Consider the following 26401-nt stretch of genomic DNA (forward strand, 5'->3'; position numbering starts at 1 on the left):
CGAAATGATTGACGGTTTGAGACGAGGCACGCCAGCCTTTCTCGCCAGCGTGACGACCGCGGGCGAGGCGGAGATCGCGCTGGCCGGCGGTGCCGACATCATTGATTGCAAAGATCCGGCAGCCGGGGCGCTGGGAGCGCTTAGCGCCGCGACGGTTCGTGAGATCGTGGCAGGCGTCGGCGGCCGCTTGCCGGTCAGCGCAACCATCGGCGATCTGCCGCCCGAACCTGATGTTCTGACGAACGCCGCATCCGATATGGCCGCGACAGGTGTCGATATCGTCAAGATCGGCTTTTTCGGCAGCGAGGACCCGCGGCGCGCCATTGCAGCGTTAGGGGCGGCGCATGCGAGGTCGACAAAGTTGGTGGCGGTCCTGATGGCCGACCAGAATCCGGATTTTGCGCTGGTTGCCGATTTGGCGGCCGCAGGATTTTCCGGTGTGATGGTCGACACGGCGGATAAGTCCGCAGGCAGACTGACGACCGTATTATCCGCGGCGCGATTAATGGAATTTGTACGTTTGGCGCGGGACAATCGGCTTTTTGTCGGGCTTGCCGGATCGTTGCGAGAGCGCGACATCGACGTGCTGGCCGGCCTTGGCCCCGACTTGCTCGGTTTTCGTGGTGCGTTGTGTGCTCAGGGGCGCGTGAGCGCCATCGAACTTAGCCGTGTGGTTTCAGTTCGCCGGGCGCTCGATAATGCAAAGCTGTCACTGGCGCGGGAGACGTCCGTCGCATGAAAGACAAGAGAAAGCCAGTCAAATCCAAGGCCGCCGATGTCAGCAACGCACTGAAGCTCAAGAAGGCGACGGCGAAAGCGCGGGAAATCGGCGATACCATTTTTGTCAACGACTTCGTCGTCGATTGCAATGTCGGCGTCTATGCCGAAGAGCAGGGCGTGACTCAGAAGGTGCGGTTCACCGTTGAAGCGCGGCTGGCACCGGACGTGTTCAGCCTCGATGACGAGATGGCCGAGGTGCCGTCCTATGCCGACATCATCGACATGATCGTCGACTTGGCGCGCGGCGGGCATATCAATCTCGTCGAGACGTTCGCCGAACGGATTGCGTCGCGGGTGCTTGTCGATCCACGCATCGCTGCCGTGCGCGTTGCGCTTGAGAAGCTGGAGCGTGGACCCCGGCGCGGCGTTGAAATCATTCGTCCGGCAACGCGTGCTGCTGCGCGCGAGTTTGGCCGTGGCTGAGCGCCATGCGATGAGCGTTCGGCCGCTCGTCATCAAGATCGGCGGCAGCCTAGCCGAGACGGGGCGTCTGGCACCCGTGCTCGCGATGATCGGTGGCGCGCGCATTCCTGTCGTGATCGTGCCGGGCGGCGGTCCCTTTGCCGATGCGGTTCGCCATCTGCAAGCGGAAATGCGGTTCGACGATGCTGTCGCGCATCGTCTCGCCATGCTGGCGATGGAGCAGATGGCGGAATGCATCGTGGGGCTGCAGCCCGGCATGACGGTTGCGCGATCGCTGGACGACATTTCCGAAGCGGTGATGGATGGACAAATTCCGGTCTGGGCGCCGCTGCAGATGATCGGCAGCGATAAGACGATACCCGAGAGTTGGGATGTTACGTCAGATGCGCTTGCTGCGCGGCTGGCGGAATTGCTTGAGGCGCGCCTCGTGCTTTTGAAATCGGTCGGTGCGAGGGATATTTCATCAGCAAAGGACCTGACGCGCGAGGGGATCGTCGATCCGGTCTTTCCGGAAATTGTTGCGCGCGCCGATCTCGGCTGGTCTATCTTCGGGCCAAACGACGACGCCGCGCTGGCGGCACTTCTGACTGGTGAAGGAAACACCTGATGCCTCGGATCGTCGAAACGATCGTTACGACGTTTAACGCCAACGGCGAAGCGCATATCGCGCCGCTCGGTTTGATCGACGATGGCGAGCATTGGGTGATTGCGCCGTTTCGACCATCAACGACGCTTGAAAACCTGCGCATCAATCCGTTCGCGGCTGCGAGCCACACGGACGATGTGCGCGTGTTTGCGGGTGCCGTTACAGGGCGCAAGATCTGGCCGCTCCTGCCGACCCGAACGATCAAAGGCGAGCGGCTTGCAGATTGCGTTTCGCATTGGGAGTTGAACGTCGAGAAGGTCGTTGAGGACGAGCAGCGTCCGCGCTTTCTGTGCACGATCGTCGACGAAGAGATGCATAAGGCGTGGGAAGGCTTCAATCGTGCGCAGGCTGCCGTTCTCGAATTGGCTGTGCTGACGACGCGTCTTCACATGCTGCCGCCGGAAAAGGTGGAGAGCGAGTTGAAGTATCTCGAGATTGCGGTTTCGAAAACGGCAGGCCCTCGCGAAGACGAAGCCTGGGAATGGCTGATGGAGAAGGTTTCGGCGTGGCGGCAAGCGCGTTTCGATCAGAAAACGCCATGACTTCTGCAACAGATGTGAAGGGCGAATTTATCTCGGCGCTCGCGGCGGCTGCCGATGACGGTTCGTTCGCCAAGCTGGCGCTGGGAAAGTTTCGCGGCGAAGGGGACACGCGTAAGGCGGTCGCGACGCTCGTTCTCATAAAGGATAAGCCGCATCTGAAGCTCGTCACCAGCTATCCGCGCAAGGATGAAACGAAGACACTCACCATCGACGAAGGCGTCGAATTCATCGCGGATCTGATCGGTGCGGATTATATGAGTGCGACGCTGTTTACGAACGTGCGGGATGTTCGTCTCGACTACAGCCGCAAAGGTGTGCCGCACCTCAGCACCGGCAAGCCGACGATGACGTCATCGGCGCCGCAAGCCCATGACCGGCAGAAAGCTTATCTCGTTCCGGCAAATCGGCCCTATCTCAAAGGGCTGGAGGTTGCCGATCGCGATGGCCGCATTAAGCCGACGATGCAGGGTAAATATCGCCAAATTTGCCGCTTCATCGAAATTGCAGCGGATCTCATTCCGGAATGCGCGTTCGAAAAATCAACGCCAATTACCGTTGTCGATATTGGCGCAGGCAAGGGCTATCTAACATTCGCGTTTTACGACTATGTCACGACGATCTTGCAGCGCTCATGCCGATTGACGGGCGTCGAGCTGCGCAGCGATCTCGTGACGCTATGCAATAACCTTGCGCGCGATCTTCATTTCGATGGATTGAAATTCGTCGCAGAGGAAGCAGCGCAGGCCGAATCGCCGGTGGTCGATATCGTGATCGCGCTGCATGCCTGCGATACCGCAACAGACGATGCTATGGCATTCGGGATCCATTCGGGAGCGCGGCTTATCCTTTCCGCGCCCTGCTGCCAGCATGAAATTGCACCGCAAATCAAAGATACCGGCGAGGGATTGAAAGGGCTGATCAAATATCCGCTTTTAAAACAGCGCCAAGCTGATCTCGTGACCGATGCGGCGCGGGCGTTGCTGCTTGAAGCCTCGGGCTACAAGGTCCGGTTGATTGAATTTGTTTCGACCGAACACACCTCAAAGAATATTCTGATCGCGGCTGTCAAGTCGGCAACCGTTGATCGTTCTGCTGCACTTCAGCAATTCCGGGCATTGCAGAATACAATCGGCTTCTCGGCACATCATCTCGCATCACAACTCAAGGATGCCGAATAGGCCGTATTGGACTTTTTGGCCTCGCCTCATTTGTTGCTCACTGACATGGAAAGCATGTAAAGGGAACTGAACCGGATTAGCTGTGTTTGTTTCCGGTCACCCCCCAGAATGAGCAATACCCAAGAGAAGGCAGAATTCGATGATTGAAGTTTCCCGTATCGTGCGCCTCGCGTGTGCCGCGACCGCCATTGCGCTGGCCACGGCTGTGCCCGCGAGCGCTGGCCACCGTCATGTGGTCCAAGATGATCCGGCTATCGTCGCTGACAGACTGCATCACATGGGCTTCGTCGAGTGGCGCAAGCTCCGTTGGGACAACGACGGTTACTGGAAGATCGACGATGCCCGTCGCGAGAACGGCCATGTCTATGATCTGATCCTCGAGTCCGGCTCGTTCGATCTCGTTCGTCTGAAGCGCGAACGCGGCTGAGCCTCGTCGGCTTTTTGAGAATTCGGCCGCGGCGGTGACGCTGCGGCCGATTTTTTATGCACCGAGCAGGAGCGCGACCGCGACAGCCGGTGCGCAGCGGGTCGCCCAGGGCTTCTGATCGCCGTCAGATGATTCGATCAGATCGCCGAAAAATTCGGAGGGGAGGCCGAGGCGCATGGCGATTTGCTTTGCGGCCGAAGCGCCTATCCCTGCGGCGATCACGCTTTCGACCGTGCTCCCAGGTCGCGACAGAACTTGCAGCACACCGTCGTGCATCGACCTCAGCTGCTGCTCTTCGATGTAAGCGGCCGAGACCTGCCACGTCGAAAGATGGCGGATGTCCGCGTCGCGTCCAAAACCGCGCGCGAAGCGTTCCAGGCTTTCCTTCTGCGTCTTGCCGCGGCCATCGGCTGTTGCGTGCTGATCGACATCGTCAGGCAGCGTGCCGAGGATGCGGCGCACGTCCGCCATGCTGGCGAAGGCGTCGCGGGCGAGGCTTTGCCATTGTCCGGCGAGTGGCGCACGTGTCGAGACCGACGGCACAGCCGTCCGCGTGAAGCCCGTGTAGACGAGTTCGCCGGTTTGCATGCGCTCGGCATCGCTGAGGCCGAGAGGGCGATCGCAGGCGATGATGTCTGTCGTCGTCGAGCCCATGTCGATCAGGAGCGATCGCGGGCGCAGGCGCGAGACAAGGGCCGCTGTCGCGAGAAAATTCGCGGAGGCGACGGACAAAGGATCACCGGCGGCGACGTTGGGCGCGGCGAGCCCTTTCAATCCCATATAGATTCGAAGTTCGCCCTGTAGTCTTTCGCGCAGATGGTTGAGAATCGCGAGAACACCAGACTCGCGGCTTTCGAAAATCTCGGTTAGCTCCGCCGTCATCGTGATGGCGAAGGCATCGGCGCCGCCTATCAGTGGTGCGGCTTCGCGAATGGCTTTATCCAATTGATCGAGGCCCTGCCAAAGCGGGCAGGCGATCTGGCGGACAGCAACAAGGCGCGTGCCTTCGACGCGTGCGACCTTCAAGTGCGCGCCGCCGACGTCGAGACCGATGGTTACCTTGCTCATTTGGGCCTTCGCTTCCTTATCTCAAGCCGTGATACACTCGCCGGGTGAGGAGGCAAGCGGTGGACGTAATTCCGGTTATTGATGTCGCGCGCGGGCAGGTCGTTCGCGCGGTGAAGGGCGTGCGATCCGCATATCAGCCGATCGAAACCCCGCTTGCGCCGTCGTCGGAGCCCGTGGACGTCGCGCGTGGGCTGGCGCGGCTCTTTCCTTTCCGGAAGCTCTACCTTGCCGATCTCGACGGCATAGAGGGACGCGGCCGCAATACGCATATCGTGCCTGTGCTCAGTCAGGCATTGCCGCGTGCGGAAATCTGGATCGACGCCGGGACGGGCTCACGCAGCGCGGCGCGCGCGGTTCTGGCGGCTCCTGTCGCGACGCTCGTCGTTGGAACGGAGAGCATCGAAACGGTGCGCGGCTGGGAGGATATCGTCGCGGAAGCGCCGTTGCGCACGGTTCTCTCGCTCGATTTCCGCAATGGCGAATTCATGGGGCCGGAAGCGATGCTCAACGATGCTTCGCTGTGGCCGTCGCGCGTGATCGCCATGACGCTCGACCGCGTCGGCGCCAACGAAGGCCCCGATCTCAATCGGCTGCACAATATCGTGACGCGGGCCAAGGGACGGCGTGTCTATGCGGCGGGCGGTGTTCGCGACCGCGGCGATCTCGATGAGATTCGAAAAATCGGCGTTTCGGGAGCGTTGATCGCTTCCGCACTGCATTCCGGAAAGATTTCGGCCGACGACCTCAAGGAGATCGCCGGCCGATGAATGTCCGGTTTCAGTGAATTGGCAGGAGCCACTCCAGCCGAAAACAAATCCCAGTTGCGGCCAAGGTTTGTTTTCGAAGTTAACCGCTGTAACGGCCCGAGAGCAGTCTACCCAATCGCTGCAGCAGACCCCCCTTCATGGGAGGGGCAGTCTCATTTTTGTTTTCTACCTGCTGAGGACGGTTTCCGCTTCAAGCCTTCGCACCGAACGGATGCTGGACCGAGTTACGCTGAGCGGTCGCTTCGGCAGCCGTCGGCTTGCCAGCAACAGCGCGCGCGATCGATTCCTTAACGGCGCGATAGTTGTAGTCCTGGATCTTCGCGTCGTCGGCAGCTTCCCAGTGGATGAACACGCCAACGGCGATGTAGAGATCATCAGCTTCAGCAGCCGGGATCACGCCTTCAGCAACCGAGTCCTGAACGGCCTTAGCAACGCCGTACTGAGCCGGTCCGAACATCTGAACGGCCTGACGGGCGTCCTTGATCGTGACCTTGTTGTAAAGGATCGTGTTCGGCTTGCAGGGGAGGTTCGGCGCAATGACGGCGAGAAGAGTCGTGAAGCCGTCCTTGTTGTTCGTCAGGGCGTTGCAGAACGCCGTCTCAGCAGCCGAACCGCGCGGTCCGATGATGAGGTCGATGTGAGCGACTTCGTTGCCGTCGCCGACGAGCGACTCGCCGACCATGACTTTGTTGATTTTGGCCATCAGGGGGGTTCCTCCCACGAATGAAACGATATGGATATGAGCAACAACGCTCCCCCGTCAGAAGTCGGGACTTCGCTGTACTGCTCTGGCGATGAATATCCACGCGCTTAGCGCCCAGGTTGTCATGAGTACCAGCCTCGGCGCGTTGGATCGGCCCGCGGAGTGCGCGGACACGGCGCCTGTATTGCCCTAGGTCACCGGGAGAGACAAGCCCTTAAGTTGGGGCCAATCGCCGTTCAGGTGCGTTTCCGCTCGATCAGCGCGTCGGCAAAAAGGGTCGTGACCACAAAATCGGCAGTGGTGCCGGGATTGAGGCCCTCATGTTTCAATTTTGCGTCGAATTCCTGAAGCGCCGGTAGCGATTTCGCAGTTGCAGCAGGTGACCACTGCGGCCTTAACACGCGTGCTTCGTTTTGCACCTTCGCGGCAATTTCGGCACCGAATTTGCGTGCAATATGCGTATCGGGAAATTCGGCAAGCAGCGCCATATGCAACGTCGTTACCGCTAAAGTCGCATCGCGACCAGATACCGCTTTGGCATCGCGAAATACCGGCAAGGCAAAATCGAAAACATCTGCGTACACGCTAATGTAGGCGTTTGCGATGCGGTCACGTTCGGCTGCGAGCTCCATGGCGCCGAGCAACGTCAAATGCTGCGGTTGCGAATGGACGTCGCCCTGTTCGACCTTGCCCATGCCGGCCGGATTGGCGACGCGGATGGCGGCGAATGCATCTTCGGCGTCCTGCTCATCGAGCGACATTAGAATCATGCCAAGGCGACGGCGCAGGCCGACATCGAAGGTAGTCTCGCTCGCAGCTTTCGCGAGAGGTGCGCAAAGCAGCACGATGCCGAGGTTGGTGTTGATGCCCGTTGCAGCGACGCTTGCCTCCGTCGCGCGAAGGATGCGTTTGCCGACGCTCAATTGCGGGTCTGCGATCGGCCCTGCCGCAGCGTTTGCGGCCTGTTCGAAATGCAAAACCTCCATGCCGTGACCGGCGGAGTAGCGATGGACGTTGCCCGGCTTCAGCGCTTCGAGTTCAGCGTTGCACGCGTATAAAAACGCGGCGCTGATTTCGGCAGCGGTTCGGGCGGCTTTCATGAGACTGCTGCGACGGCAGGCACGTGCAATGCCGCGCGATGCGCAACGACTGTTTTCAGAAAGTCCTCGGCGATGGCCCAGGCGATATTAACGTCAGCGACGCCTTGAAGGCCGCGCCATGCCGGATTTGAATTTACTTCGAGGACCTGCAATTCGCCCGATGCCGAGCGAATAAGATCTATTCCGGCGTAGTCGGCATCGACTGCGCGCATGGCGGCCATCGAGATGCGAGCCATCTCGTCGTCAGGCAGATGGACGCGCGCCTTGCCGCCCTGATGGATATTCGTGACCCACGTCGTGCCCCGACGCGTCATGGCGGCGACGACGCGATGGCGTGTCGCAAGCACGCGCCAGTCTTCGTAGAAGCCATCCTTCGGCGGGACGTAATCCTGCATGTAGTACATCTGATCGACTGTCTCGGGGGCCGGCAATTCGCTTTGCTGCGCGATCATGCCGATGCCTTTGCCCTGACTGCCGAACAGCGGTTTCAGGACAAGCGGACGGTCGAGACCCTCGGTATATTCGAGGGCATGGGGAAGCGTTTCGCAAACGCGCGTGCGTGGCGTCGGAATGCCGTTCTTGTGCAGAAGAAACGTCGTTTGCGATTTGTCGACACAACGCTCGATCGCGCGCGCGTCGTTCCAGACGCGAACGCCGCTTTCGCGCAGCGCATGCAGAAGGCCTAAGCGAAATGTGATCTGCTCAAGCGTTCCGGCAGAAATCGAGCGGACGAACACGCCATCAGGCAGGCGGCCCTGAAAACCCGGAATGTCGATGCCGCTTTCAAGGCCAGTATCGAATGCGCAGTGTGGAAGCGATGAAACGGTGACGCGCGCGCCCATCGCTTCGAGCGAACGGACGATGCGGCGCGCATGCCATTCGCCTCGCCCCTCTTCGATCAGAAGGGCGAGGTGAAGTCCATCCCCTAGGCCTGGCAGAGTGTCAGGCTGTTTCTCAGCGGAAGCTCGCATCGACGACTCCCGGCGCCAGTTCGCCAGCACGGAAGGTATTGCCTGTTTCGACGTTCGACACCATCACCTGCGCGGGTGAGAACAGCATCGGGTCGATCTTGTAGAAGTCGCCTTTGACGTCGGCGAAGATTTCAGCGAACGGCTTGCCGTACGCTTCGCTGTTGCTCGCGGGCAGGCTTTCGGCGAGACGCTTCGCGTCGCTGTCCGGGCCTTTCACAAAGAGATGAATGCGGCCGCCATAGATGATGGCGTCGTTCGTGCGACCCATGGCCTTGACGAAATCGGGGATGGGCGGCGCGATCGGTGTGGTACCCATGCCGTCGAGAATGTTCTCAAGCGGGAAATGCAGAGCGTGGGCTTTGTGGATCGCGACTTCGAGAACGCGCGAGGCGATCTGGACGATGCCTGCGAAGCTCCACGTCGTCGCGTAGATGATCGTCAGTCGCGTCGGGTTGATGCCGCAGTTCTCGGAGATTTTTTTGATTGCGGCTGCGGGCGGGGCCTTGTCGCCTTCGATGACGAGCGTCGTCTCAGGATTGCGGTCGGCGTAGCCCAGTTCCTTGAACAACTCTTCGACGCGCGAGACGGCGCGGGCAGGACCGGAGCCGAGCGCGAAGAAGCCGCTCGCCTCATCCGAGATCGACCAGCCAGCATATTGGCTGCCGAGGCAGGCGATAACCGGATCATTCGACGTCACGACGACGCCGAGGGGCCAGTTCGCAAGCCCGGACGATTGCGTGATCGCCACCTGACCCAGGCCGCCCATGCAGACTTCGCCGAGGCGACGGCCGGCTTCGAGACCGCCGACGACTTTGGCGCCCATATCGATCAGGCGTTCGCCTTCGCTGCCCGTGCTCACGTCGATGCGAAGGGCATCGGCGTCATTCACGATGCTCTCTACGAGCTTGGCGGCGCGTGCCGAGACGCTGGGCTGCTTAACCATCTTTGAAACTCCCGTCAGGTCAGGATTTTGCGTGTCCGTATATCAGGTCTTCGAGTTCCGCCAAGCGCTCACGGGCGAGGGCTTCTGCCGCATCGGCGGTTGGGGCCTCGGCAAACGCCGTCGCGAGAGGGGCGCCGAGGGGAACAAAAGTGCCGGGTGTGCCACGGTCGGTGCTCCAGGCGGGCCACGGCGTGTCACCAAGCGTTGTCTCTCCGCGGTCAGCGTGGAGGATCGCTATGGCTTTGGCGGGGGAAGGATGGCCTTGTTGCGACGATACCGGCTTGCCCGTGTAGGCGGCGATATGTCTTGCGAACAAAGAGCCGAAGCGATCGTCGAGAACGTCAAGTGATGCGCCGGGCCGCGGGTTCACTTCCAACAGGTAAGGCACGCCTTGCGCGGCGATGAAATCGAACGATACGAGGCCGCGCAATTGCAGTTTTTCAGAAAGTTCGCGGGCATAGCGGATCATCCCGGACGATAACGAATCATCGATGGCGGGCGCGGAGACGCAGCCGCCGAAGCGATAGGGGTGTGCAGGTGATGGAGATATCCATTGCCGGCTCACAGCGAATGTCGATGAGGCTGCGCCGTCCCCCGCGCACAATGCGCCGACGGAATAGCGCGTGCCGGTCAGTCGCTTCTGAAAGTAACGGCGCGGTTTTGCGTGTGGGGTGCCGGCGCAATCGCGAATATGTCGGCCGCCGCTGCCGCCGATGCGCTTCGAGATCCAGCCCGATGCGTCCCCCGGCGGTGTGCTTTGCGTCTCGGGGTGCTGGATTGCAAGGTCGTCGAGAAGTGCGAAGAATTTTTTCGGATCTTTGCAGGTTGCGAGCGTCCGCGCATCGCAGCCAAGCAGGCGAAAGCGCGATGCAAGGGCATCGACAAGCCGCGGCTTATCTTCAAGGCCCGAGCCGAGCACGAGGCCAATCGGCGCTGCGGGCGCCGATTGAGAGAGTTCGTTCAAAGCAGCGATCAGCGGCTTCGTGCGGAAACCGGTCTCCATCGCGCCATCTATAACGCGAAGACCTTCCGCGGCATCGCGGGTGTCGAGATCGCCGAAAGCGTCGACGACGAAGGGCCTAAATCCAGCGCGCCGGGCGGATTGCGCGAGGCTCCGCCCGGAAAATGCTGCGATCAGGACAACGTCGCCGGTCAATCTCAAGCCAACCCGACGAGCTTCTTCGACAGCTCGTACGCGTGACGGAAGTCGAGAGACAGCGGCACGTCGGAATCGATCATCTGCTTGAACAGGCCCGATTCACATTTGTACTTGATGTCGCCGATGGCGAGCGGGCCGACGCCGAGCGTTTCGGTATCGAGCAGCTTCTCGCCATTCATGAACAGTTCCATGCCTTCGACGCCCGGCGGCGGAACGGCGTTGACGTCGGCCATGACCAAAAGATTTTTGGCCTTATGCATGTTCTCTTTCGAGACGACGCGGACGCCAGCGGCGGCGGCTGCGAAGATCACTTCGGCGTTGGCGATGATCTCGCTCTTCTGCTCTTCTGTTTCGCCGGGTACGGGTTCGAGATCGACACCGAAGCGCTCTTTCGAAATCTTCGCGTTCTTGATGACGCGATCGATACCGCGATGTGCAACGAGCTTTACTTCCGCACCTTCAAGAGCGGAGATGATCGAGGACGCGAAGCCGACAACGCCGGTTGCGCCGAATACGGCAACCTTCGTGCCTTTCCACGTCTTGCCGAACTTTTCCTTCAGCACCTTCTCGACGCAGGCGACCATCGCAGCGGCCGTGGTGAACGAACCGGCCGGGTCGGCGAAGCACGAGCATTCGAACGGGGGCACCATCGCCTTCTTGGCGGCTTCGAGCATGTCGAGCGCGAGGATGGCGTCCTTGCCGCCCATGAAGAAGCCGGTGCGAACGCCGTAGTTCGGGGGGCGCGAGAAGATGGCGTCCTGGATCAGCCCGGTGACTTCCGCAAGCTCGACGTTGATGTAGGGAATGATCACCTTGTAGCCGGCGTCGGCTGCCATGTTCACGTCGAAGGGGCTCATATGCTTCTGCGGCGCCAGCATGTGCAGGATTGGGGTTGCGTCGCTCATTTGTTCTAATGCTCCGTTCGTTATGAATTGCGCAGCGTTTCGATGCTGGCGCCGGTGTTGCGGCCATGAATGATAAGGATTTCGAGCCCGTCGCGTTTAGCGTCTTCGCCTAAAGAATGATAGAGGCGTTCTGCCGCTTTCTGGCTCTCGACGAAGGCGAATCCGGTCGGCCCCCAGGAGCTTTGGCCGATGCCGGTTGCGCCCATGTCTCGCATCCGCGAAGCGATTTCGCCGACTGCCCGGCTGGTCCACGGGCTGCCCCCTTGTTTCGACGCAAAATGCCCGCCCACGATTTCCTGGATTTCGGTGATGGCCGAGCCAAAGGCCTCGATATCCAATTCCTTCAAGCCGGGAACGAGCTTCATCAGGACGAGGTGGCAAATGTGCGCCGCCTGACGTTCCGGGAAGGGCGGTAGACCAGCGAATGCGGTCGTTTCGGCTTCACCGGAGACGCCTGAGAAATTCGGATCGAGGATCAGCATCACGCGCCAGTCCTTGGGGAAATCCGTGCGTAGCGTCAGCGGGGGCGGGCGGTCGGTTTTGCCTTTGCCACCATCAATGATGAAACCGCCGGAAGCAAAGGCTTCGAGGCCGATGCCCGAGCGGGCGCCGCGCTCGCCCAAGGAGGCGAGGTCGGCGGGGGAAAGATTGCGGCCCTGGAGGCGGGCGATGGCTGCGCCGACTGCGAGCGCGAGCTGCGTGCCGGAGCCCAGGCCCGCGTGTGCCGGGATGGCATTCGCGATATCGACGGCATAAGCGCCCGACTTGCCGTCGTCGGTATATTTGCGCAGCAGCTTGAGGACACGCCGGCTTTCGGGGCCGGTCGCGGAATTCTCCGTCGACGGGGTTATGGTGAGGTCGGTGCTGGGACGGTCGATGGCGATGCCGATGCTGCCGTAGCGCCGCCCGATCTCGCCATTCAAGTCGAGGAAGCCTAGGTGCAGCCGCGCCGGAGCTGTAACGCGGAGCGCGGCAGAAGTTGCCGGAATAGGCTTCACGTAAACCAGTCCTTTCTTTTGAATTTCCGCCTGTTCAGGCCGTTTGCCATCCTGGCTACGGGGGCGGTAGGATTTCGGAACCGAGTTGTCCGATAATTGGAGGTCGAGGGCAAGATGAGTGCAGAACGCGAAAAACCGATGGCGGAAGCCGATGTCAAGGCATGGCTTGCCGCCAACTTGCCGGCCTGGAAGCTCGAAGACGGGTGGATCCGGCGCACCTACAAGACGGCGAGCTGGAAAGGCACGCTCATGGTCGTCAATACAATCGGCCATCTGGCAGAGGCCGCGTGGCACCACCCGGATATCACCTGTTCGTATGCCTGGGTGGAAGTGCGGTTGATGACGCATTCGGCCAAGGGCATCACGTCGAAAGACCTCGAACTCGCGAAAAAGATCGAAGAGGTCGTGCATTGGCAGCCGGGCAAGGAAGGCAAGGGTCTCGAAGGTACGCCTGAGAGCGATATGCGATTTGCGTACATCAAATACGATTGATCCGCGCATGGGGCTTGAGATGGGAGCCTGAGATGGCGGAGACGAATTGTGCTTCGGCGGCCGTGCAGGGAATGCCGCCGACGCTTGACGCCATCCTGGCGCTCGGCACGAACATGGGAAACCGTGTCGAGAACATCGACGATGCCGTGCGCAGGCTGGAAGCCGACGGTTCGATCATCGTCGTCGCGCGTTCGAAGCTTTATCGCACGGCGCCATGGGGTGATACGGATCAGGACTGGTTCGTGAATGCCTGTATCGGCGTGCGGACTGCGCTGTCACCGCATGAGCTGTTGAAGCGCTGTCAGGCGGTTGAAAACGACATGGGCAGGGTGCGCACACGGCATTGGGGGCCGCGGATTATCGATGTTGATATTCTGGCGATTCGAGATCGTCAGATCCGCGATCCGGATCTTGCCGTACCGCATCCGCTCATCGCGGAACGGGCATTCGTTGTTGTGCCGCTCAGGGACGTCGCGCCTGCGCTCACGATCGGCGGCAAAACGCTCGATGACATGATCGAAGCTCTCGACGCTAGCGATGTGACGCCGCTTCAATAAGCTCTGATAAAAAGAAAGCACCGCGGAGAACCCCTTCCCCGCGGTGCTTTCTGCAGTCGTTACGAAGCACGAATTACTTCAACGTCGCGAGATACGCGATCAAATCGGCGCGCTGCGTTGCATCCTTGACGCCCGGGAAGATCATCTTCGTGCCGGGAACGTCCTTGCTCGGGCCCTGGAGCCACTTGTCGAGCGAAGCTTCATCCCACGTGATGCCCGACTTCTTCAGGGCTTCAGAGTAGTTGTAGCCTTCAACCGAACCAGCCTTACGGCCGATCAAGCCGCCGAGGTGCGGGCCAACGCCGTTCTTGTCGACTTGGTGACAAGCCTTGCATTTCGCAAAGACCTTCTCGCCGGCAGCCGCATCAGCGGCCATGCCAGCGCTCGGTGCAACAGCGATCATTGCGATCGCCAGAACCCACTTGCGCATTTTTGAATTTTCCTTCCCGTTTCGCCTGAGCGATACTTTAGAAACGTTGCAACTCATAGCTCAGTCTCTGGAAATTGGCATTTAATTTCTGAACTTCGCCCGAACAGAATGCCGCACCGACTAGTGAATTAGTCGGATGTCTTTTGCGTCGCAAACACACGTCAAGCGGGCGTTTTCTTACAAATTATTCAGCCGCCGGCGCCTTCACTGGGCTCATGCGCCGATAGACGAACGGCGGCGGCGTCTGCTCGGCGCTTTCGCGTTCGGCGGCGGCCACGAATGCTTCGTGGTAAGGTGAGAGCTTGCACGCCGGATCTGTATTTGCTGCGTCGCCGGTGAAAGCCATGGCCTGGCAGCGACAGCCGCCGAAATCGATTTCTGCGCGCGGACAGCCGCGGCAGGGTTCCTTCATCCAGCTCGTGCCACGATACATCTGGAAGGCTTGGCCGTTAAGCCAGATATCGGCCAAGCGGCGATCCTTAACGTTATCGAAGATAAGTCCCGGAACGGTCTCCGATGCGTGGCAGGGAAGGACGCGCCCCTGTGGTGTGACGTTCATCACGCCGCGACCCCAGCCGCCCATGCAGGGTTTCGGTGTTTTGGCGTAATAGTCCGGCACGACGAAGTCGAAGACCATGACGCCCTTCAGGCGCTCTTTTGCAGCTTCGACGATTTCAGCGCTTTTCAGAACTTGGGCGCGAGTCGGCATCAGCGCGGCGCGATTCTTCAATGCCCACGCGTAGTATTGAATATTGGCGACCTCGATGCGGCCAGCGCCCATCTCGACGGCGAAGTCGATGATGTTCGGCAGGTTCTCGATGTTGAGGCGATGGATCGGCGCATTGATGGTGAGCGGCATCTCAAGCTCGCGCACCCACTTGCCGACTTCGCGCTTCTTGGCGAGGCCGTTTTTGTAGGCGGAGATTTTTTCGGCATTCACATCATCAACGTCCTGGATCGACAGCTGGACGTGGTCGAGGCCCAGGTCCTTCAGGCGTGCGAGGCGATCCCGCGTCAGCGTAACGCCGGCGGTGATAAGATTGGTATAGAGGCCAGCCTTGGCCGCGACTTCGACGATGTCTTCGAGATCCTTGCGAACCGTCGGCTCGCCGCCGGAGAGATGGATTTGCAGGATGCCAAGCTCGGCAGCCTGACGCATCACGTCCTGCCACTGCTCCGTCGTCAGCTCGCTGTTGACGCGATCAAGCTCAAGCGGATTTGAGCAATAGGGACATTGCAGAGGGCAACGATGCGTCAGCTCGGCGAGGAGGCCGACCGGGGCTCGCGCACAAGCCTCGACAACGGGCTTTTCGGAGAATTGCTCCATCGGCGCTATTTCGTTCATGACGTCAGCTCCGTTCTGTTCCTCAAGCAGCTTTGATCACGCCTTTGTCCGAAAGCTCCTGAAGCATGGCTATCGTGTCGATCAGAATTTCCTGCACAGGCGCGTTGTAGTCTTTGGCAAGATCATTCGCGATCTGCTCGACCGAAGTGACGCCGTCACAGCGCTTCAGGATTTCGATGGCGATCGGGTCCGGTTCGAACACGCGTTCCGGTGCCAGAACATGCCAGCGACCGCGTCCGGGATCGTGTCTCAGCTTAATGTGGGGTGGCAGCGCCGGTTTTGAAGCCGGCGCTATAATCACGCGTGTGCGAGTGGTTTCGCTCATCAATCAAGCCTCTGGCCGGAAGGCGCCGGGCGGAATGTGTCCGTCGACGTAGGCATGATAGAGGGCGTCGAGCTGCACCCACAGCACGTTGCACTTGAAGCGCAGAGCTTCGATGCAGGCTTCCTGCTCGTCGCGGGTCTTGGCGTTTTTCAGCACGTATTGCAGCGCGAAATCGGCATCGCGTGGCGCTTGCGTCAGGCGGCGCTTGAAATACGCCATTACCTTATCGTCGATGAAATCGTAGTTTTCGAGCATGCCGACGATCCGCTCTTTGTGGATCCTTGGAGCGAAAAGCTCGGTGAGGGAGGAGGCCACAGCGATGGTCAGCGGCTGTTCGCGAACGAACGTGACATAGGCCTCAACCGCGAAAACCGTGGCGGGAAGAGCGCCGCGGCGCGAGATGACGTATTCGCGGTCGAGGCCCAAGCCGTCCGTCAACACCAGCCAGCGTTCGATGCCGCCTTGCTCGTCCGGCAGCAGTCCATCGTGATCGAGGATGCGATGCGTCCACTCGCGGCGGAGTTCGCGGTCGTAAACGCGGCTGACGAGAGCGGCGTCCTTTCGCGGCACGGCAGACTGATAGCAGTAACGATTCAGCGCCCAGGCCTGCACCTGGCCCTTATTCAGCTTGCCGCCATGCAGCATGTGATGAAACGGATGCAAGTCGTGATAGCGCTCGGGGCCGATGGCGCGAAGTGCTGCTTCAAAATCGGATGTCGACATCGGCGGCTCGTTGCCAAGCCGTTCTGCGGTTTTCTTTTCGAGACTGACCGGGTTCATAGGCGGACCTCCATGCCATCGAAGCCGACTTCCCAACCGGATGCTTCGACGACTTTACGGGCTTCTGAATTTTCGTCCAGGATTGGGTTGGAATTGTTGATGTGGACGTAAATCCGGCGCTTCACGTTGAGCTTGCTCAAGGCGGCGATCGAGCCATCGGAGCCCGACACAGAGATGTGACCCATGCGCTTGCCGGTTTTGTTCAGCAGCCCCTGGGCCAGCATTTCGTCATCGGTAAACAGCGTGCCGTCCAAAAAGATCAGCTCAGCGCCGCGGATTTTTTCCGCCAACGGCGGATCGATCTCGGCGACGCCCGGAATATAAAAGAATGCTTTGCCGGTTTTGGCGTCGGTAATCTTGAGGCCGATCGTGTCGCCATCGCGACTGCCGAAATTGTTGCTGGCGTCGCCCTTCTCAAGGAACAGCGCGATTTTGCCGGGGACCGCGAAAGCTTCAACGACGAGACCGAGATCCTGGCCTGCGCCTTCGAGGCGGGTCGGCTTGTCGAGTTCGAAGGTGATGCGTTTGACCTTATCCGCCGCCAGGACGTCGAAGATCGAGTTGGCGGCGAGCGTCGCGAGCACGCGATCGGAGCCGTAAATCGAGAACGGCTGACCTTCGCGCAGGCTCAAGAGGCCGGTGATGTGATCGACGTCGGCGTTGGTGACGACGACGGCCTTAATGGGTGAAGTTCGCAGCGGACCGGAGCGCGCCGGCTGAAGCTCGGGCGTTTCGTTGATCTGCTGACGAATATCCGGGGAGGCATTGAGCAATACCCAGTTCACGCCGTCAGAACTGACAGCGAGAGAGGATTGCAGCCTTGCCTTATATCCCGCTTCTCCGGCGCGCACTCGCGATGAGTGATAGCCGTTGCAATTCCATTGCGGGAATCCACCCCCAGCGGCGGATCCAAGCACTTTTATAAGCATCGCTGATTTTTTGATTTACGCCGACGGGTCGCCAAAGCCGGCAGCGCTCTCTGTCCTTTTTCGAGAGCCATAAGGCTGCGGCGGCCGATTCGCCAAAAATCGACCGCTGCGCCGGTATCTCACAAGATTTGCGAGACCGAAGACTTCATCTGATTAGATGAGGTCGATCTCTGCCGGAAGGTAGCTCGTGACTTCGAGACCAACTTCCTGCTCGCGAACTTCGGGCTTCGTCCAAGTCTTCATGGTGTTTCCTCCAAGCGGTGAACTGCTTTCCCTACTCAGCAGACCCCGCCGAGGGTCCACTCAATTGGTGCAGGCACTTATGTTTGTGCCGGCCCAATCTGCGGATCGGCCTTTCAAAGTCAAGGCTCGAACCGCCGCCGACCGCAGAAGATCACGTTTCGAGACTTCTTTTCAAATCAATGCCCTTCACGTCTGCGTGTGGGTCTGATCCAGGACGTTCTGTGTGCATGTGCGAGAGGATGATCGGCAGGCTCGGAATGGGTCCGGAGCGGAAGAGGCGTCCCGGCGCCTCCTGTGGAAGCTTCGCGATTTTGGGGCTGGCGCATCCAAATCGGGTGGAATGCCTGGCACGTTAGAATATTATTCTTATATTTGGGGTGGAATGCCGCAGGCATGTAGAAAATTGTTCCAAAATGACGTATGCAAACCAGCGTCGGGCTGGGCCAGTTATCGGATGGTCCGTTAGCCATTGATGGCTAAATGATCGATTAAAGTGATTGGTTCGATCACGAAGATGGGGCTTTCGCTGAGATCAAAGGCGCGTTAGGCCCGCGTCTCAATGTTCCGAGCTGAAGGATTTCGGGCTGAGGGCCCTGATTAAGGAGAGCTTTTTGTGACCGCCACCCCTCTGCTTCCGCGTAACGCGCCGTTTCTGCCGGAAGAGATCGAGATGCTGAACAAAGTGGTTGCGCGGACAACTCCGCAGCAGCGCTCTTGGCTTGCCGGTTTCTTCGCAGGTTTTGAAGCGGCTCAGGGCGGCAGCGCAGGGCAGGCAGTTCCCGCCGCAAGGCCGCGGGCGCCGCTGACCATTCTTTATGCCAGCGAGAGCGGCAACGCTGAAGCATTGGCGAACAAGGCCAAGAAGGCCGCCCAGAAGCACGGTCTCGATGCCAAGGTTTTCGATATGGCCGACGCCGACATGGCGCTGCTGGCCAAGGCGAAGAACATCGTCGTTTTTGCTGCAACCTGGGGCGAGGGCGATCCGCCGTCGCGCGTGGTCGACTTTTATCAGACCCTGATGAGCGACGCGGCGCCACGCATCGACGGCGTGCGGTTCGCGGTTCTGGCGCTGGGCGATACGGCGTATGCGCAGTTCTGTGCCGTCGGTCGGGCCATCGACGCCCGCCTTGAGGAACTCGGTGGCGTGCGGTCGTTCGATCGGGTCGATCTTGACCTCGATTACGCGAAACAGGCGGCGGACTGGACGGAAAACGCGCTCGCGAAACTCGCGCCGAAGGAAGAGGCAGCGAGCGGCACGGTCGTCCATGTGGATTTCGGGGCGGCTGCTCAGTTTGCCGATGACGATGAGCCGAAGTATACGGCCGAGCATCCGCTCGAAGCCGAGATTTCCGCGCTGGTGAACTTGAACGGCACGGGCTCGACGCGCGAGACGTGGCACGCTGAGTTCGCATTCGACGATCCGGCATTCACCTACCAGCCCGGCGACGCGATCGGCATGTATCCGGAGAACGATCCCGCGCTCGTTGACGACGTGCTGCAGGCGGTTGGTCTCGGTTCGGATGCGGCGCTGCTTTTGAAACTGCAGAAATCCTATGACGTCACGACGCTGTCGCGCTCGTTCGTCGAGAACTACGCCAAGCTGACGGGACGCGCTGACGCGAAGGCGCTGCTTGAAGGCGAGGCCTATCCGAAGTTCGCTTCAGATCGGCAGCTCATCGACTTCTTTCAGGCTTATCCGGAAAAGCTGACGGCTGAGCAATTGACGAGCTTGCTGCGACCGTTGCCGGGACGGCTCTATTCGGTGGCGTCGAGCCTAAAGGCGCATCCAGGTGAAGCGCATCTGCTCGTCGGTGCGGTGCGCTGGGAATCTCACGGCCGTGTTCGCAAGGGCGTGTCGTCGACGTTCCTCGGTGAGCGGCGAAAAGTCGGACAGACGGTGCGTCTCTACGTTAAGCCGAACCGGCATTATCGTCTGCCGCCCGATGGGCATACGCCGATTATCATGATTGGTGCGGGCACGGGCGTTGCACCTTATCGCGCCTTTGTCGAAGAGCGCGTTGCGGATGGTGCAAAGGGCAAGAGCTGGTTGTTCTTCGGTGAACGCAACTTCACCAACGATTTCCTGTATCAGCTCGAATGGCAGGACTATCTGGCATCGGGCGATCTTACGCGGATCGACGTGGCGTTCTCGCGCGACCAGCCGGAGAAGATTTACGTGCAGCATCGCCTGTGGGAGCGTCGGGACGATCTCCGCGCGTGGCTCGAAGAGGGTGCACACATCTACGTCTGCGGCGACGAGAAGGGCATGGCGAAGGACGTCGATCAGACGCTCGTCAAAATCCTCGCCGAGCCGCTGAAGGGTGACGAAGAAGCCGGCCGCGCCAAGCTCAAGGAGCTGACGAAGGCTGGGCGCTATCAGCGCGACGTGTATTAAGAATTGAATGTCCCTCTCCCCCATCACAGGGGTGATCTCGGAGAGGGGGAATGCCGGGAACAGTCGAAATGACCGATAAACGCTCGAAGAACGAGTTCATCAAAGAGAAGAGCCATCAGCTGCGCGGGACGCTGGCTGAAGGATTGCGGCAGGTCGAGACCGGCGCGATAGCCGAGGACGATCAGCAGCTCATCAAGTTCCACGGTTCGTATATTCAAGACGACCGTGATGTGCGCGGCGAGCGATCCAAGAAGAAGCTCGAGAAGGCCTACGCCTTCATGATCCGACTGCGCATTCCCGGCGGCTTCCTTGGTGCCAAGCAGTGGATCGGCCTCGACAACATCGCGAGCACCTATGCCAACGGTTCGATGCGGCTGACGACGCGCGAGACGTTTCAGTTTCACGGCGTCATCAAGTCGAACCTTAAGCGGACGATGCAGGGGTTTCACGACATCTGCCTCGATACGCTCGCAGCCTGCGGCGACGTCAACCGCAACGTCATGACGGCGGCGAATCCTGATCTGTCGAAGGCGCATCGGCAGGCTTATGATCTCGGCAAAGCGATCAGCGAGCATCTTTTGCCGAAGACCGGCGCCTATCACGAGATCTGGCTCGACGGCGAGAAGGTCGAAGATAAATCGGGTCCGGCGAAAGAGGATGTCGAGCCGATCTACGGCGTCCATTATCTGCCGCGCAAATTCAAAGTCGTCGTGGCGGTGCCGCCCGACAACGACGTCGATATTTACGCGCACGATCTGGGTTACATCGCTATCGTCGAAAAGGGCGAGCTTGTCGGCTGGAATGTAACGGTCGGTGGCGGCATGGGCATGACGCACGGCGATCCCAATACGTTTCCGCGCACCGCCGATCTGCTTGGTTTCTGCACCCCAGAGCAGGCCGTTACGCTCGCCGAAAAGATCGTGACCGTGCAGCGTGACTGGGGCAACCGCGAGAACCGGGCGCGGGCGCGTTTGAAATACACGATCGAGGATCGTGGGCTCGATAACTTCCGCGAGGAAGTGGAGAAGCGGGCCGGGTTCAAGCTTGGCAAGCCGAAGCCGTTCAAGTTTGCGAGCACGGGCGACAAAATCGGCTGGCGGCAAACGATCGACGGCAAGAAGAGCGCCGATAAGCCCTGGCATCTGACGCTGTTCGTCGAGAACGGCCGAATCAAGGATCGGCCAGGTTTCGCGCTGAGAACGGCGCTGCGCGAGATTGCCGATCTCGGTATTTGTGATTTCGTCTGCACGGCGAACCAGAACGTCATCCTCGCCAATGTGGCGGGAAAATCGAAGGCGAAGATCGAAGGCATTCTGACGTCGCATGGCGTCGAACTCGGTGTCTCTTCGGGACTGCGCCGCAACGCAATGGCGTGTGTGGCCTTGCCGACATGCGGTCTTGCCCTGGCGGAGAGCGAGCGGTTCCTGCCCGATCTCGTAACGGCGCTTGAGGAAAGCCTCGATCGCGCGGGTCTAAAGGACGACGACATCGTCATCCGCATGACGGGATGCCCGAACGGCTGTGCGCGGCCGTATCTGGCCGAAATCGGGTTGGTCGGGCGCAACCCAGGGCTTTACAACCTCTATCTCGGTGCGGCCTTCAACGGTTCGCGGCTGTCGAAGCTTTATGCGCAGGACGTCGACAAGCAGCGGATCGTGTCGCTGCTTGAGCCGATCTTCATCAATTACGCAAAGACGCGGAATGATGGCGAGCGCTTTGGCGATTTCGCGATCCGGTCGGGCTATGTGAAAGAGACGACGGCAGGCAATCAGTTCCACGCGGACGTGAAGCTGGTTTGAACTCGTTTCTTGCGCTTGGCGACACGCGTTCCGCGCGCCGGCCGCCAAGCGCAAAAAATCGCTTCGATCTTTCTCGTGCCGACGAAGATCGGCACTCGGGCAAGCCTCAACATGACGAAGGTTGCGATTTGACTGGATCTCGGCCTGCGCCGGGATGACGTTGTTGGTATGTGCGCTATAGTTTGTGTGCGAGCTGGTAGGCGGCGAAGCACAGGATCAGCGCAAGGAACGCGCGCAGCAGCCAATCGGGCAGTAGGCCCGTCAGGCGTGAGCCAATGGCGATTCCGGGGATTGAGCCAACGAGCAGTAGGCCCAGCAGCGTAAAGCTGGCGTTGCCGATCGACAGATGGCCTAGGCCCGATATCAGCGTCAGTGGCACGGCATGGACGATATCGGTCCCGATCAGACGGCGAGTTCTGAGCGTCGGATAAAGTAGCGTCAGGACCACGACGCCGATCGCGCCTGCTCCGACCGACGTCAGAGTTACAATTGAGCCCAACGTCAGCCCAAGAAGAAGCGTCGGCACGTGACGGATTTTGAATTCGGGGGGCTCGCCGACCTGTGCGCGACCGCGGACGACAAGCGGATAAATCAGAATGGCGACGGAACTGATGATCAGGGCCGCGATCAGCGCTTCCTTGATGAACAGGCCGAGAGCCGTGGTGTCGGGATCAAGGAGATGCAGAAGTACCAGCATCGCGAGCGAGCCTGGGACGCTTCCGGCCGCAAGCCATCCGACGAGGCGCCAGTTGACGTTGCCGAAGTTATGGTGCGGCCACGCGGCCGAGGCTTTCGTGATGGATGCGAAAAGAAGGTCAGTTCCGACGGCGAGCGTTGGCGGTACGCCGATCTGCGTGATGAGAAATGGTGTCATCAGCGAGCCGGCGCCAACCCCTGTCAGGCCGACAAGAAATCCGACGACGAAGCCGCCAGCGACGACCATGGGCCAGAGAGTGCTGAGATCGAATTCCGGCATGGGATTCCGCAGGGAACGTGACAGTCAGACCTACGCGAGATCGCCGCCGTCTGCAATCTTGGAGTTTCGTTGAAATGGGCTGAGCAGGGCCGTCATCCTCGACTTTATGCCGAGGATGACTTTCAATCGTGATGAAACCTAAAGCCCAGGATCCATGCCGTCGTCGACGGGGGGCGGCGGCTCAATGGCGACTGCGATGCCGGCCGCACGGAGAATGATCGCCACTTCGTTGGCGCGGCGCATAAACTCTTCGCGATCTTTCGAACTCATCGACAGGTCGCGATTGAGGCCGTTCGCCAGCATGTCACGCTTCAGGACGAAGTGACCTTCGGTCGGCTCTTCTGCCTTGGCACTGACGGCCGTCGCGACGCCACCGGCCATCGTTGCTCCGGTTACGGAATCGACGAGCAGCAGCGTGCCGGTTTCCGGCGTTTCGGTGAAGACGTCGATGGCCGCAGCGCGTCCCAATGAGATTTTGGCGATGGCGATGTCGTTGGCACCGCAGCTGCGCGCCGGGCGCGAGGCCATGGTCTCGAGATCGAGAAGCGCCTTGACCTCGATGTTCGAGATCGGAATGAGATCGGTCGACGTCCGCAGCAGATAACCTGCGGTGGGGCTGAAGGCGTCTTCCGACAGCCAAACAAAACGCGCTTCGACGGTCTGGGCAGCGACGGGAAGCATGTCACGCTTCGATAGAACCGCGCCCCGCGAGACATCGATATCGACGTCGAGCTGAAGCGCGACGGCCTGTCCGGCCGAGGCGCTTTGCAGATCACCATTCATCGTGGCGATGCGAACGACTTTGCCGCCAGCGTTGCTCAGAGTGTCGATGACTTCGTCGCCGACCTTGATCGAGCCGGACGTGACGGTGCCTGCGAGGCCGCGGAAATCCTGGCTGTCGCGCAGAACCGTCTGCACGGGGAAGCGGAACACGGAGCCGGCTTCGCTGACGCGGCTCGGCGTCTTCTCCAGGTGCTGGATGAGCGTCGGGCCGGTGTACCACGACATGTTGCTCGACTGGGTCGTGACGTTGTCGCCGAACACAGCCGAGAGCGGCACGGCGGTCGCGTCCCAGAAATTGAATTTCCAGCAGAGCGTGCGGAAGTCGGCTTCGATCTTGCGGAACACGTCTTCCGACCAGCCGACCAGGTCCATCTTGTTGACGGCGAGCACGACGTGCTTGACGCCGACGAGATCGAGGATGGCCGTGTGTCGCTTGGTCTGTTTCTTCACGCCCGAGCGGGCATCGACCAGAACGATCGCGACATCGGCGTGAGATGCGCCCGACGCCATGTTGCGTGTGTACTGCTCATGGCCAGGTGAATCGATGATGACGAAGCGGCGCGTCGGCGTGTCGAAATATTTCCACGCAATGTCGATCGTGATGCCTTGTTCGCGCTCTGCGACGAGGCCATCGAGTAGCATCGAGAAATCGGGGAGGTCGGTGCCAGCAGCTTTGCGGCCCGACTTGCGCACGTTCTCGCGCTGATCCTCGTAAAGGTCGGAAGCATCCCACAGCATGCGGCCGATCAACGTCGATTTGCCATCGTCAACAGAACCGCACGTCAGCAGGTGTGTAATGCCGCCGAGATCGCGCACGAGGTTCGGCACTACTTCCAGGCGCGGCGCCTCGTTGGCGGCGGGCTGAATTTTATGCAGGGCGTGCACCGACATTAGAAATAGCCTTCCTGCTTCTTCTTTTCCATTGCGCCGGCTTGGTCGTGATCGATCAGACGGCCCTGGCGTTCCGACGTCTGCGCGTTGAGTGTTTCGGCGACGACGGCTTCGATCGTTTCGGCATCGGATTCGACCGCAGCCGTAAGCGGGTAGTCGCCGAGCGTGCGGAAGCGGATCTTGCGCATCTCGACTTTTTCGCCGTCCCGCGGTTGCAGACGTTCGTCATCCTGCATCAGGATTTGCCCGTTGCGCACGATGGTCGGCCGCTCGGCCGCGAAATAGAGCGGAACGACATCGAGCTTTTCGCGCAGAATGTAACGCCAAACGTCTTTTTCGGTCCAATTGGACATTGGGAAGACGCGTACGGTTTCGCCGGTACCGAGGCGCCCATTCAACAGGTTCCACATCTCGGGGCGCTGCTTGCGCGGGTCCCACCGATGGCCGGGGGCACGGAACGAGAAAACGCGTTCTTTCGCGCGGCTCGCTTCTTCGTCCCGGCGAGCACCGCCGAAGGCCGCGTCGAAGCCGTATTTGTCGAGCGCTTGTTTCAGGGCCTGTGTTTTCAGCACGTCGGTGTGGATCGAAGGCGCGTGATCAATCGGATTGATGCCGCGCTTGATGCCGTCGTGATTGGTGTAAACGATCAGATCGAGACCAAGTTCACGTGCCGTCCGATCGCGAAAAGCGATCATATCCTTGAACTTCCACGTCGTGTCGACGTGCAGCAGCGGAAACGGCACCGCCTGCGGGAAGAAGGCCTTCCGCGCCAAGTGCAGCAGGACGGTCGAATCCTTGCCGATGGAATAGAGCATCACGGGCTTGCGGAACTGCGCTGCAGCCTCGCGGAAAATGTGGATGCTTTCTGCTTCGAGCAGATCAAGATGCGATGGCGAGGCCGTCATGCCGCGCGGTCCTTCGGTTCGAAACCAGGGTCTTGGGGCTGCGTATGAAGTCCGCATTCTTTGCCGTTCTCATTTTCCCACCACCAGCGGCCGGCACGGATGTCTTCACCCGGTTTGATGGCGCGTGTGCACGGTTGGCATCCAATCGACGGGAATCCCTTCGCATGCAGAGCATTCACGGGAATTTTGTTGGCTGCAACGTAGTCTTCGAGTTTTTCAAGAGACCAGTCAGCGATTGGGTTGAGTTTGATGAGCTTTTGCACAGGATCGTAGCTCGCGAATGGAACATGCGAGCGGCCCTGTGATTGCTCGCGGCGCAAACCCGTCACCCAACCCGCAGCGCCATGCAGCGCGCGATTCAGCGGACGGACTTTGCGAATTTCGCAGCAAGCTTTGCGCGCTTCGATCGAATAGCGAAAACCGTAGACGCCGTCGTTTTCAACCAGCTCTTCGACTTCGGCGGACTCAGGGAACATCACACGGATCTTGATGCCGTACTTGCCTTCGGTATCGAACAGCGTGTCGAGCGTCTCGGGAAAATGCCGGCCGGTGTCGAGCGTAAAGATGTCGATATCCGTTCCGCTCACCGCGATGGCGTGCGTGATCGCCTGATCCTCGATGCCGAGGCTGGTGGAGAAGGAGACGGTACCGTCGACGGCGGCGCGGATCGCCGACAGGCGCTCTTCGAGCGTCGTCAGCTCTGCGAGCTTGTGGTCGAGTTCGGCTGCGAGCGCATGTTGCGTCGCGGAATGAATGTCGGTCGGCTGGCCTGCGGGGGCGGATGCCGGTGCTTCGAACAGCGTCATGAAGGACCTCCGTGTGCCGCTACATAGTGGAAAACTATTCTCCTGAGAAGGCATTTCTATAAATAAGAATAGGATATTATTTCTCAAACTATCGCGAAATGGCCGCGTTCCTTTCTCGCAGTGCTTGAGAATGGC

Annotated in this window: 29 protein-coding genes; 11 read left to right on the top strand and 18 right to left on the bottom strand. The window is 60.1% G+C overall.

The window, feature by feature from the left end; all coding sequences use genetic code 11:
* Positions 1-4: 4 nt before the first annotated feature.
* From HYP802_RS0110615 to HYP802_RS0110640, 6 genes are all read left to right on the top strand, one after another.
* Positions 5-739, top strand: coding sequence for a (5-formylfuran-3-yl)methyl phosphate synthase (locus tag HYP802_RS0110615; protein ID WP_013947253.1), 735 nt, complete (start codon positions 5-7; stop codon positions 737-739).
* Positions 736-1203 (top strand): dihydroneopterin aldolase, encoded by a 468-nt coding sequence (locus HYP802_RS0110620; RefSeq protein WP_013947254.1) that lies wholly within the window; start codon positions 736-738, stop codon positions 1201-1203. Before HYP802_RS0110615 ends, HYP802_RS0110620 begins: the two co-directional genes overlap by 4 nt.
* The gene (locus HYP802_RS22285) at positions 1196-1810 is read left to right on the top strand and encodes a uridylate kinase (protein WP_024275701.1); all 615 of its coding nucleotides are present in this window, start codon (positions 1196-1198) and stop codon (positions 1808-1810) included. Before HYP802_RS0110620 ends, HYP802_RS22285 begins: the two co-directional genes overlap by 8 nt.
* On the top strand, positions 1810-2391 hold the full coding sequence (locus HYP802_RS0110630) for a DUF447 domain-containing protein (protein ID WP_013947256.1): 582 nt from the start codon (positions 1810-1812) through the stop codon (positions 2389-2391). Before HYP802_RS22285 ends, HYP802_RS0110630 begins: the two co-directional genes overlap by 1 nt.
* The gene (locus HYP802_RS0110635; protein ID WP_013947257.1) at positions 2388-3569 is read left to right on the top strand and encodes an SAM-dependent methyltransferase; all 1182 of its coding nucleotides are present in this window, start codon (positions 2388-2390) and stop codon (positions 3567-3569) included. The genes HYP802_RS0110630 and HYP802_RS0110635 overlap by 4 nt, the downstream gene beginning before the upstream one ends.
* Positions 3570-3708: 139 nt before the next feature.
* On the top strand, positions 3709-3996 hold the full coding sequence (locus HYP802_RS0110640; RefSeq protein ID WP_024275702.1) for a hypothetical protein: 288 nt from the start codon (positions 3709-3711) through the stop codon (positions 3994-3996).
* 54 nt (positions 3997-4050) lie between these two features.
* Here the strand turns inward: HYP802_RS0110640 and HYP802_RS0110645 are convergent, their stop codons facing one another.
* Positions 4051-5064 (bottom strand): hydantoinase/oxoprolinase family protein, encoded by a 1014-nt coding sequence (locus HYP802_RS0110645; RefSeq protein ID WP_013947259.1) that lies wholly within the window; start codon positions 5062-5064, stop codon positions 4051-4053.
* Positions 5065-5123: 59 nt separating this feature from the next.
* Between HYP802_RS0110645 and HYP802_RS0110650 the strand changes: the two genes are divergently transcribed.
* Positions 5124-5831, top strand: a complete 708-nt coding sequence (locus tag HYP802_RS0110650; protein ID WP_024275703.1) for a HisA/HisF-related TIM barrel protein — start codon at positions 5124-5126, stop codon at positions 5829-5831.
* A 190-nt stretch (positions 5832-6021) separates the two neighbouring features.
* Here the strand turns inward: HYP802_RS0110650 and fae are convergent, their stop codons facing one another.
* From fae to HYP802_RS0110685, 7 genes are all read right to left on the bottom strand, one after another.
* Positions 6022-6534 carry a formaldehyde-activating enzyme gene (gene fae, locus HYP802_RS0110655; protein ID WP_013947261.1) on the bottom strand — a complete coding sequence of 171 codons (513 nt, stop codon included), beginning with the start codon at positions 6532-6534 and terminating at the stop codon, positions 6022-6024.
* A 236-nt stretch (positions 6535-6770) separates the two neighbouring features.
* Positions 6771-7634 (bottom strand): triphosphoribosyl-dephospho-CoA synthase, encoded by an 864-nt coding sequence (locus HYP802_RS0110660; RefSeq protein ID WP_013947262.1) that lies wholly within the window; start codon positions 7632-7634, stop codon positions 6771-6773.
* Entirely contained in the window at positions 7631-8605 is a 975-nt protein-coding gene (locus tag HYP802_RS0110665; RefSeq protein WP_024275704.1) for a RimK family alpha-L-glutamate ligase, read from the bottom strand. The genes HYP802_RS0110660 and HYP802_RS0110665 overlap by 4 nt, the downstream gene beginning before the upstream one ends.
* Positions 8589-9548: a methenyltetrahydromethanopterin cyclohydrolase gene (gene mch / locus HYP802_RS0110670; protein WP_013947264.1), complete on the bottom strand. Its 960-nt coding sequence runs from the start codon at positions 9546-9548 to the stop codon at positions 8589-8591. The genes HYP802_RS0110665 and mch overlap by 17 nt, the downstream gene beginning before the upstream one ends.
* Before the next feature lie 19 nt (positions 9549-9567).
* Entirely contained in the window at positions 9568-10704 is a 1137-nt protein-coding gene (locus HYP802_RS0110675; protein ID WP_024275705.1) for an ATP-grasp domain-containing protein, read from the bottom strand.
* Positions 10705-10706: 2 nt separating this feature from the next.
* Positions 10707-11612 carry an NAD(P)-dependent methylenetetrahydromethanopterin dehydrogenase gene (locus HYP802_RS0110680; protein ID WP_013947266.1) on the bottom strand — a complete coding sequence of 302 codons (906 nt, stop codon included), beginning with the start codon at positions 11610-11612 and terminating at the stop codon, positions 10707-10709.
* 20 nt (positions 11613-11632) lie between these two features.
* On the bottom strand, positions 11633-12610 hold the full coding sequence (locus tag HYP802_RS0110685) for a beta-ribofuranosylaminobenzene 5'-phosphate synthase family protein (protein ID WP_024275706.1): 978 nt from the start codon (positions 12608-12610) through the stop codon (positions 11633-11635).
* A gap of 114 nt (positions 12611-12724) precedes the next feature.
* Between HYP802_RS0110685 and HYP802_RS0110690 the strand changes: the two genes are divergently transcribed.
* Entirely contained in the window at positions 12725-13102 is a 378-nt protein-coding gene (locus HYP802_RS0110690; protein WP_013947268.1) for a 4a-hydroxytetrahydrobiopterin dehydratase, read from the top strand.
* A gap of 32 nt (positions 13103-13134) precedes the next feature.
* On the top strand, positions 13135-13659 hold the full coding sequence (gene folK / locus HYP802_RS0110695) for a 2-amino-4-hydroxy-6-hydroxymethyldihydropteridine diphosphokinase (RefSeq protein ID WP_013947269.1): 525 nt from the start codon (positions 13135-13137) through the stop codon (positions 13657-13659).
* A 73-nt stretch (positions 13660-13732) separates the two neighbouring features.
* Here the strand turns inward: folK and HYP802_RS0110700 are convergent, their stop codons facing one another.
* From HYP802_RS0110700 to pqqA, 6 genes are all read right to left on the bottom strand, one after another.
* Positions 13733-14089, bottom strand: coding sequence for a cytochrome c family protein (locus HYP802_RS0110700; RefSeq protein WP_013947270.1), 357 nt, complete (start codon positions 14087-14089; stop codon positions 13733-13735).
* Between the two features lie 184 nt (positions 14090-14273).
* Positions 14274-15434 carry a pyrroloquinoline quinone biosynthesis protein PqqE gene (gene pqqE / locus HYP802_RS0110705; RefSeq protein ID WP_013947271.1) on the bottom strand — a complete coding sequence of 387 codons (1161 nt, stop codon included), beginning with the start codon at positions 15432-15434 and terminating at the stop codon, positions 14274-14276.
* 22 nt (positions 15435-15456) lie between these two features.
* The gene (gene pqqD / locus HYP802_RS0110710) at positions 15457-15759 is read right to left on the bottom strand and encodes a pyrroloquinoline quinone biosynthesis peptide chaperone PqqD (protein ID WP_024275707.1); all 303 of its coding nucleotides are present in this window, start codon (positions 15757-15759) and stop codon (positions 15457-15459) included.
* Between the two features lie 3 nt (positions 15760-15762).
* On the bottom strand, positions 15763-16539 hold the full coding sequence (pqqC, locus tag HYP802_RS0110715; RefSeq protein WP_024275708.1) for a pyrroloquinoline-quinone synthase PqqC: 777 nt from the start codon (positions 16537-16539) through the stop codon (positions 15763-15765).
* Positions 16536-17468: a pyrroloquinoline quinone biosynthesis protein PqqB gene (pqqB, locus tag HYP802_RS0110720; protein WP_013947272.1), complete on the bottom strand. Its 933-nt coding sequence runs from the start codon at positions 17466-17468 to the stop codon at positions 16536-16538. The genes pqqC and pqqB overlap by 4 nt, the downstream gene beginning before the upstream one ends.
* Before the next feature lie 153 nt (positions 17469-17621).
* Complete coding sequence (gene pqqA / locus HYP802_RS22290; RefSeq protein ID WP_013947273.1) at positions 17622-17711, bottom strand: pyrroloquinoline quinone precursor peptide PqqA; 90 nt, start codon at positions 17709-17711, stop codon at positions 17622-17624.
* A 613-nt stretch (positions 17712-18324) separates the two neighbouring features.
* Here pqqA and HYP802_RS0110730 point away from each other — a divergent pair.
* Complete coding sequence (locus HYP802_RS0110730) at positions 18325-20106, top strand: flavodoxin domain-containing protein (protein WP_013947274.1); 1782 nt, start codon at positions 18325-18327, stop codon at positions 20104-20106.
* A gap of 68 nt (positions 20107-20174) precedes the next feature.
* Positions 20175-21905, top strand: coding sequence for an NADPH-dependent assimilatory sulfite reductase hemoprotein subunit (locus HYP802_RS0110735; RefSeq protein WP_024275709.1), 1731 nt, complete (start codon positions 20175-20177; stop codon positions 21903-21905).
* 175 nt (positions 21906-22080) lie between these two features.
* Here the strand turns inward: HYP802_RS0110735 and HYP802_RS0110745 are convergent, their stop codons facing one another.
* The 4 genes from HYP802_RS0110745 to HYP802_RS0110760 form a co-directional block, all read right to left on the bottom strand.
* Positions 22081-22881, bottom strand: coding sequence for a sulfite exporter TauE/SafE family protein (locus HYP802_RS0110745; protein WP_024275710.1), 801 nt, complete (start codon positions 22879-22881; stop codon positions 22081-22083).
* A 138-nt stretch (positions 22882-23019) separates the two neighbouring features.
* On the bottom strand, positions 23020-24555 hold the full coding sequence (locus HYP802_RS0110750) for a GTP-binding protein (RefSeq protein ID WP_013947277.1): 1536 nt from the start codon (positions 24553-24555) through the stop codon (positions 23020-23022).
* On the bottom strand, positions 24555-25460 hold the full coding sequence (gene cysD / locus HYP802_RS0110755) for a sulfate adenylyltransferase subunit CysD (protein WP_013947278.1): 906 nt from the start codon (positions 25458-25460) through the stop codon (positions 24555-24557). Before cysD ends, HYP802_RS0110750 begins: the two co-directional genes overlap by 1 nt.
* Complete coding sequence (locus tag HYP802_RS0110760) at positions 25457-26266, bottom strand: phosphoadenylyl-sulfate reductase (protein ID WP_013947279.1); 810 nt, start codon at positions 26264-26266, stop codon at positions 25457-25459. The genes cysD and HYP802_RS0110760 overlap by 4 nt, the downstream gene beginning before the upstream one ends.
* Between the last annotated feature and the right edge of the window lie 135 nt (positions 26267-26401).

The sequence above is a fragment of the Hyphomicrobium sp. 802 genome, assembly GCF_000526135.1.
GTDB lineage: Bacteria > Pseudomonadota > Alphaproteobacteria > Rhizobiales > Hyphomicrobiaceae > Hyphomicrobium_B.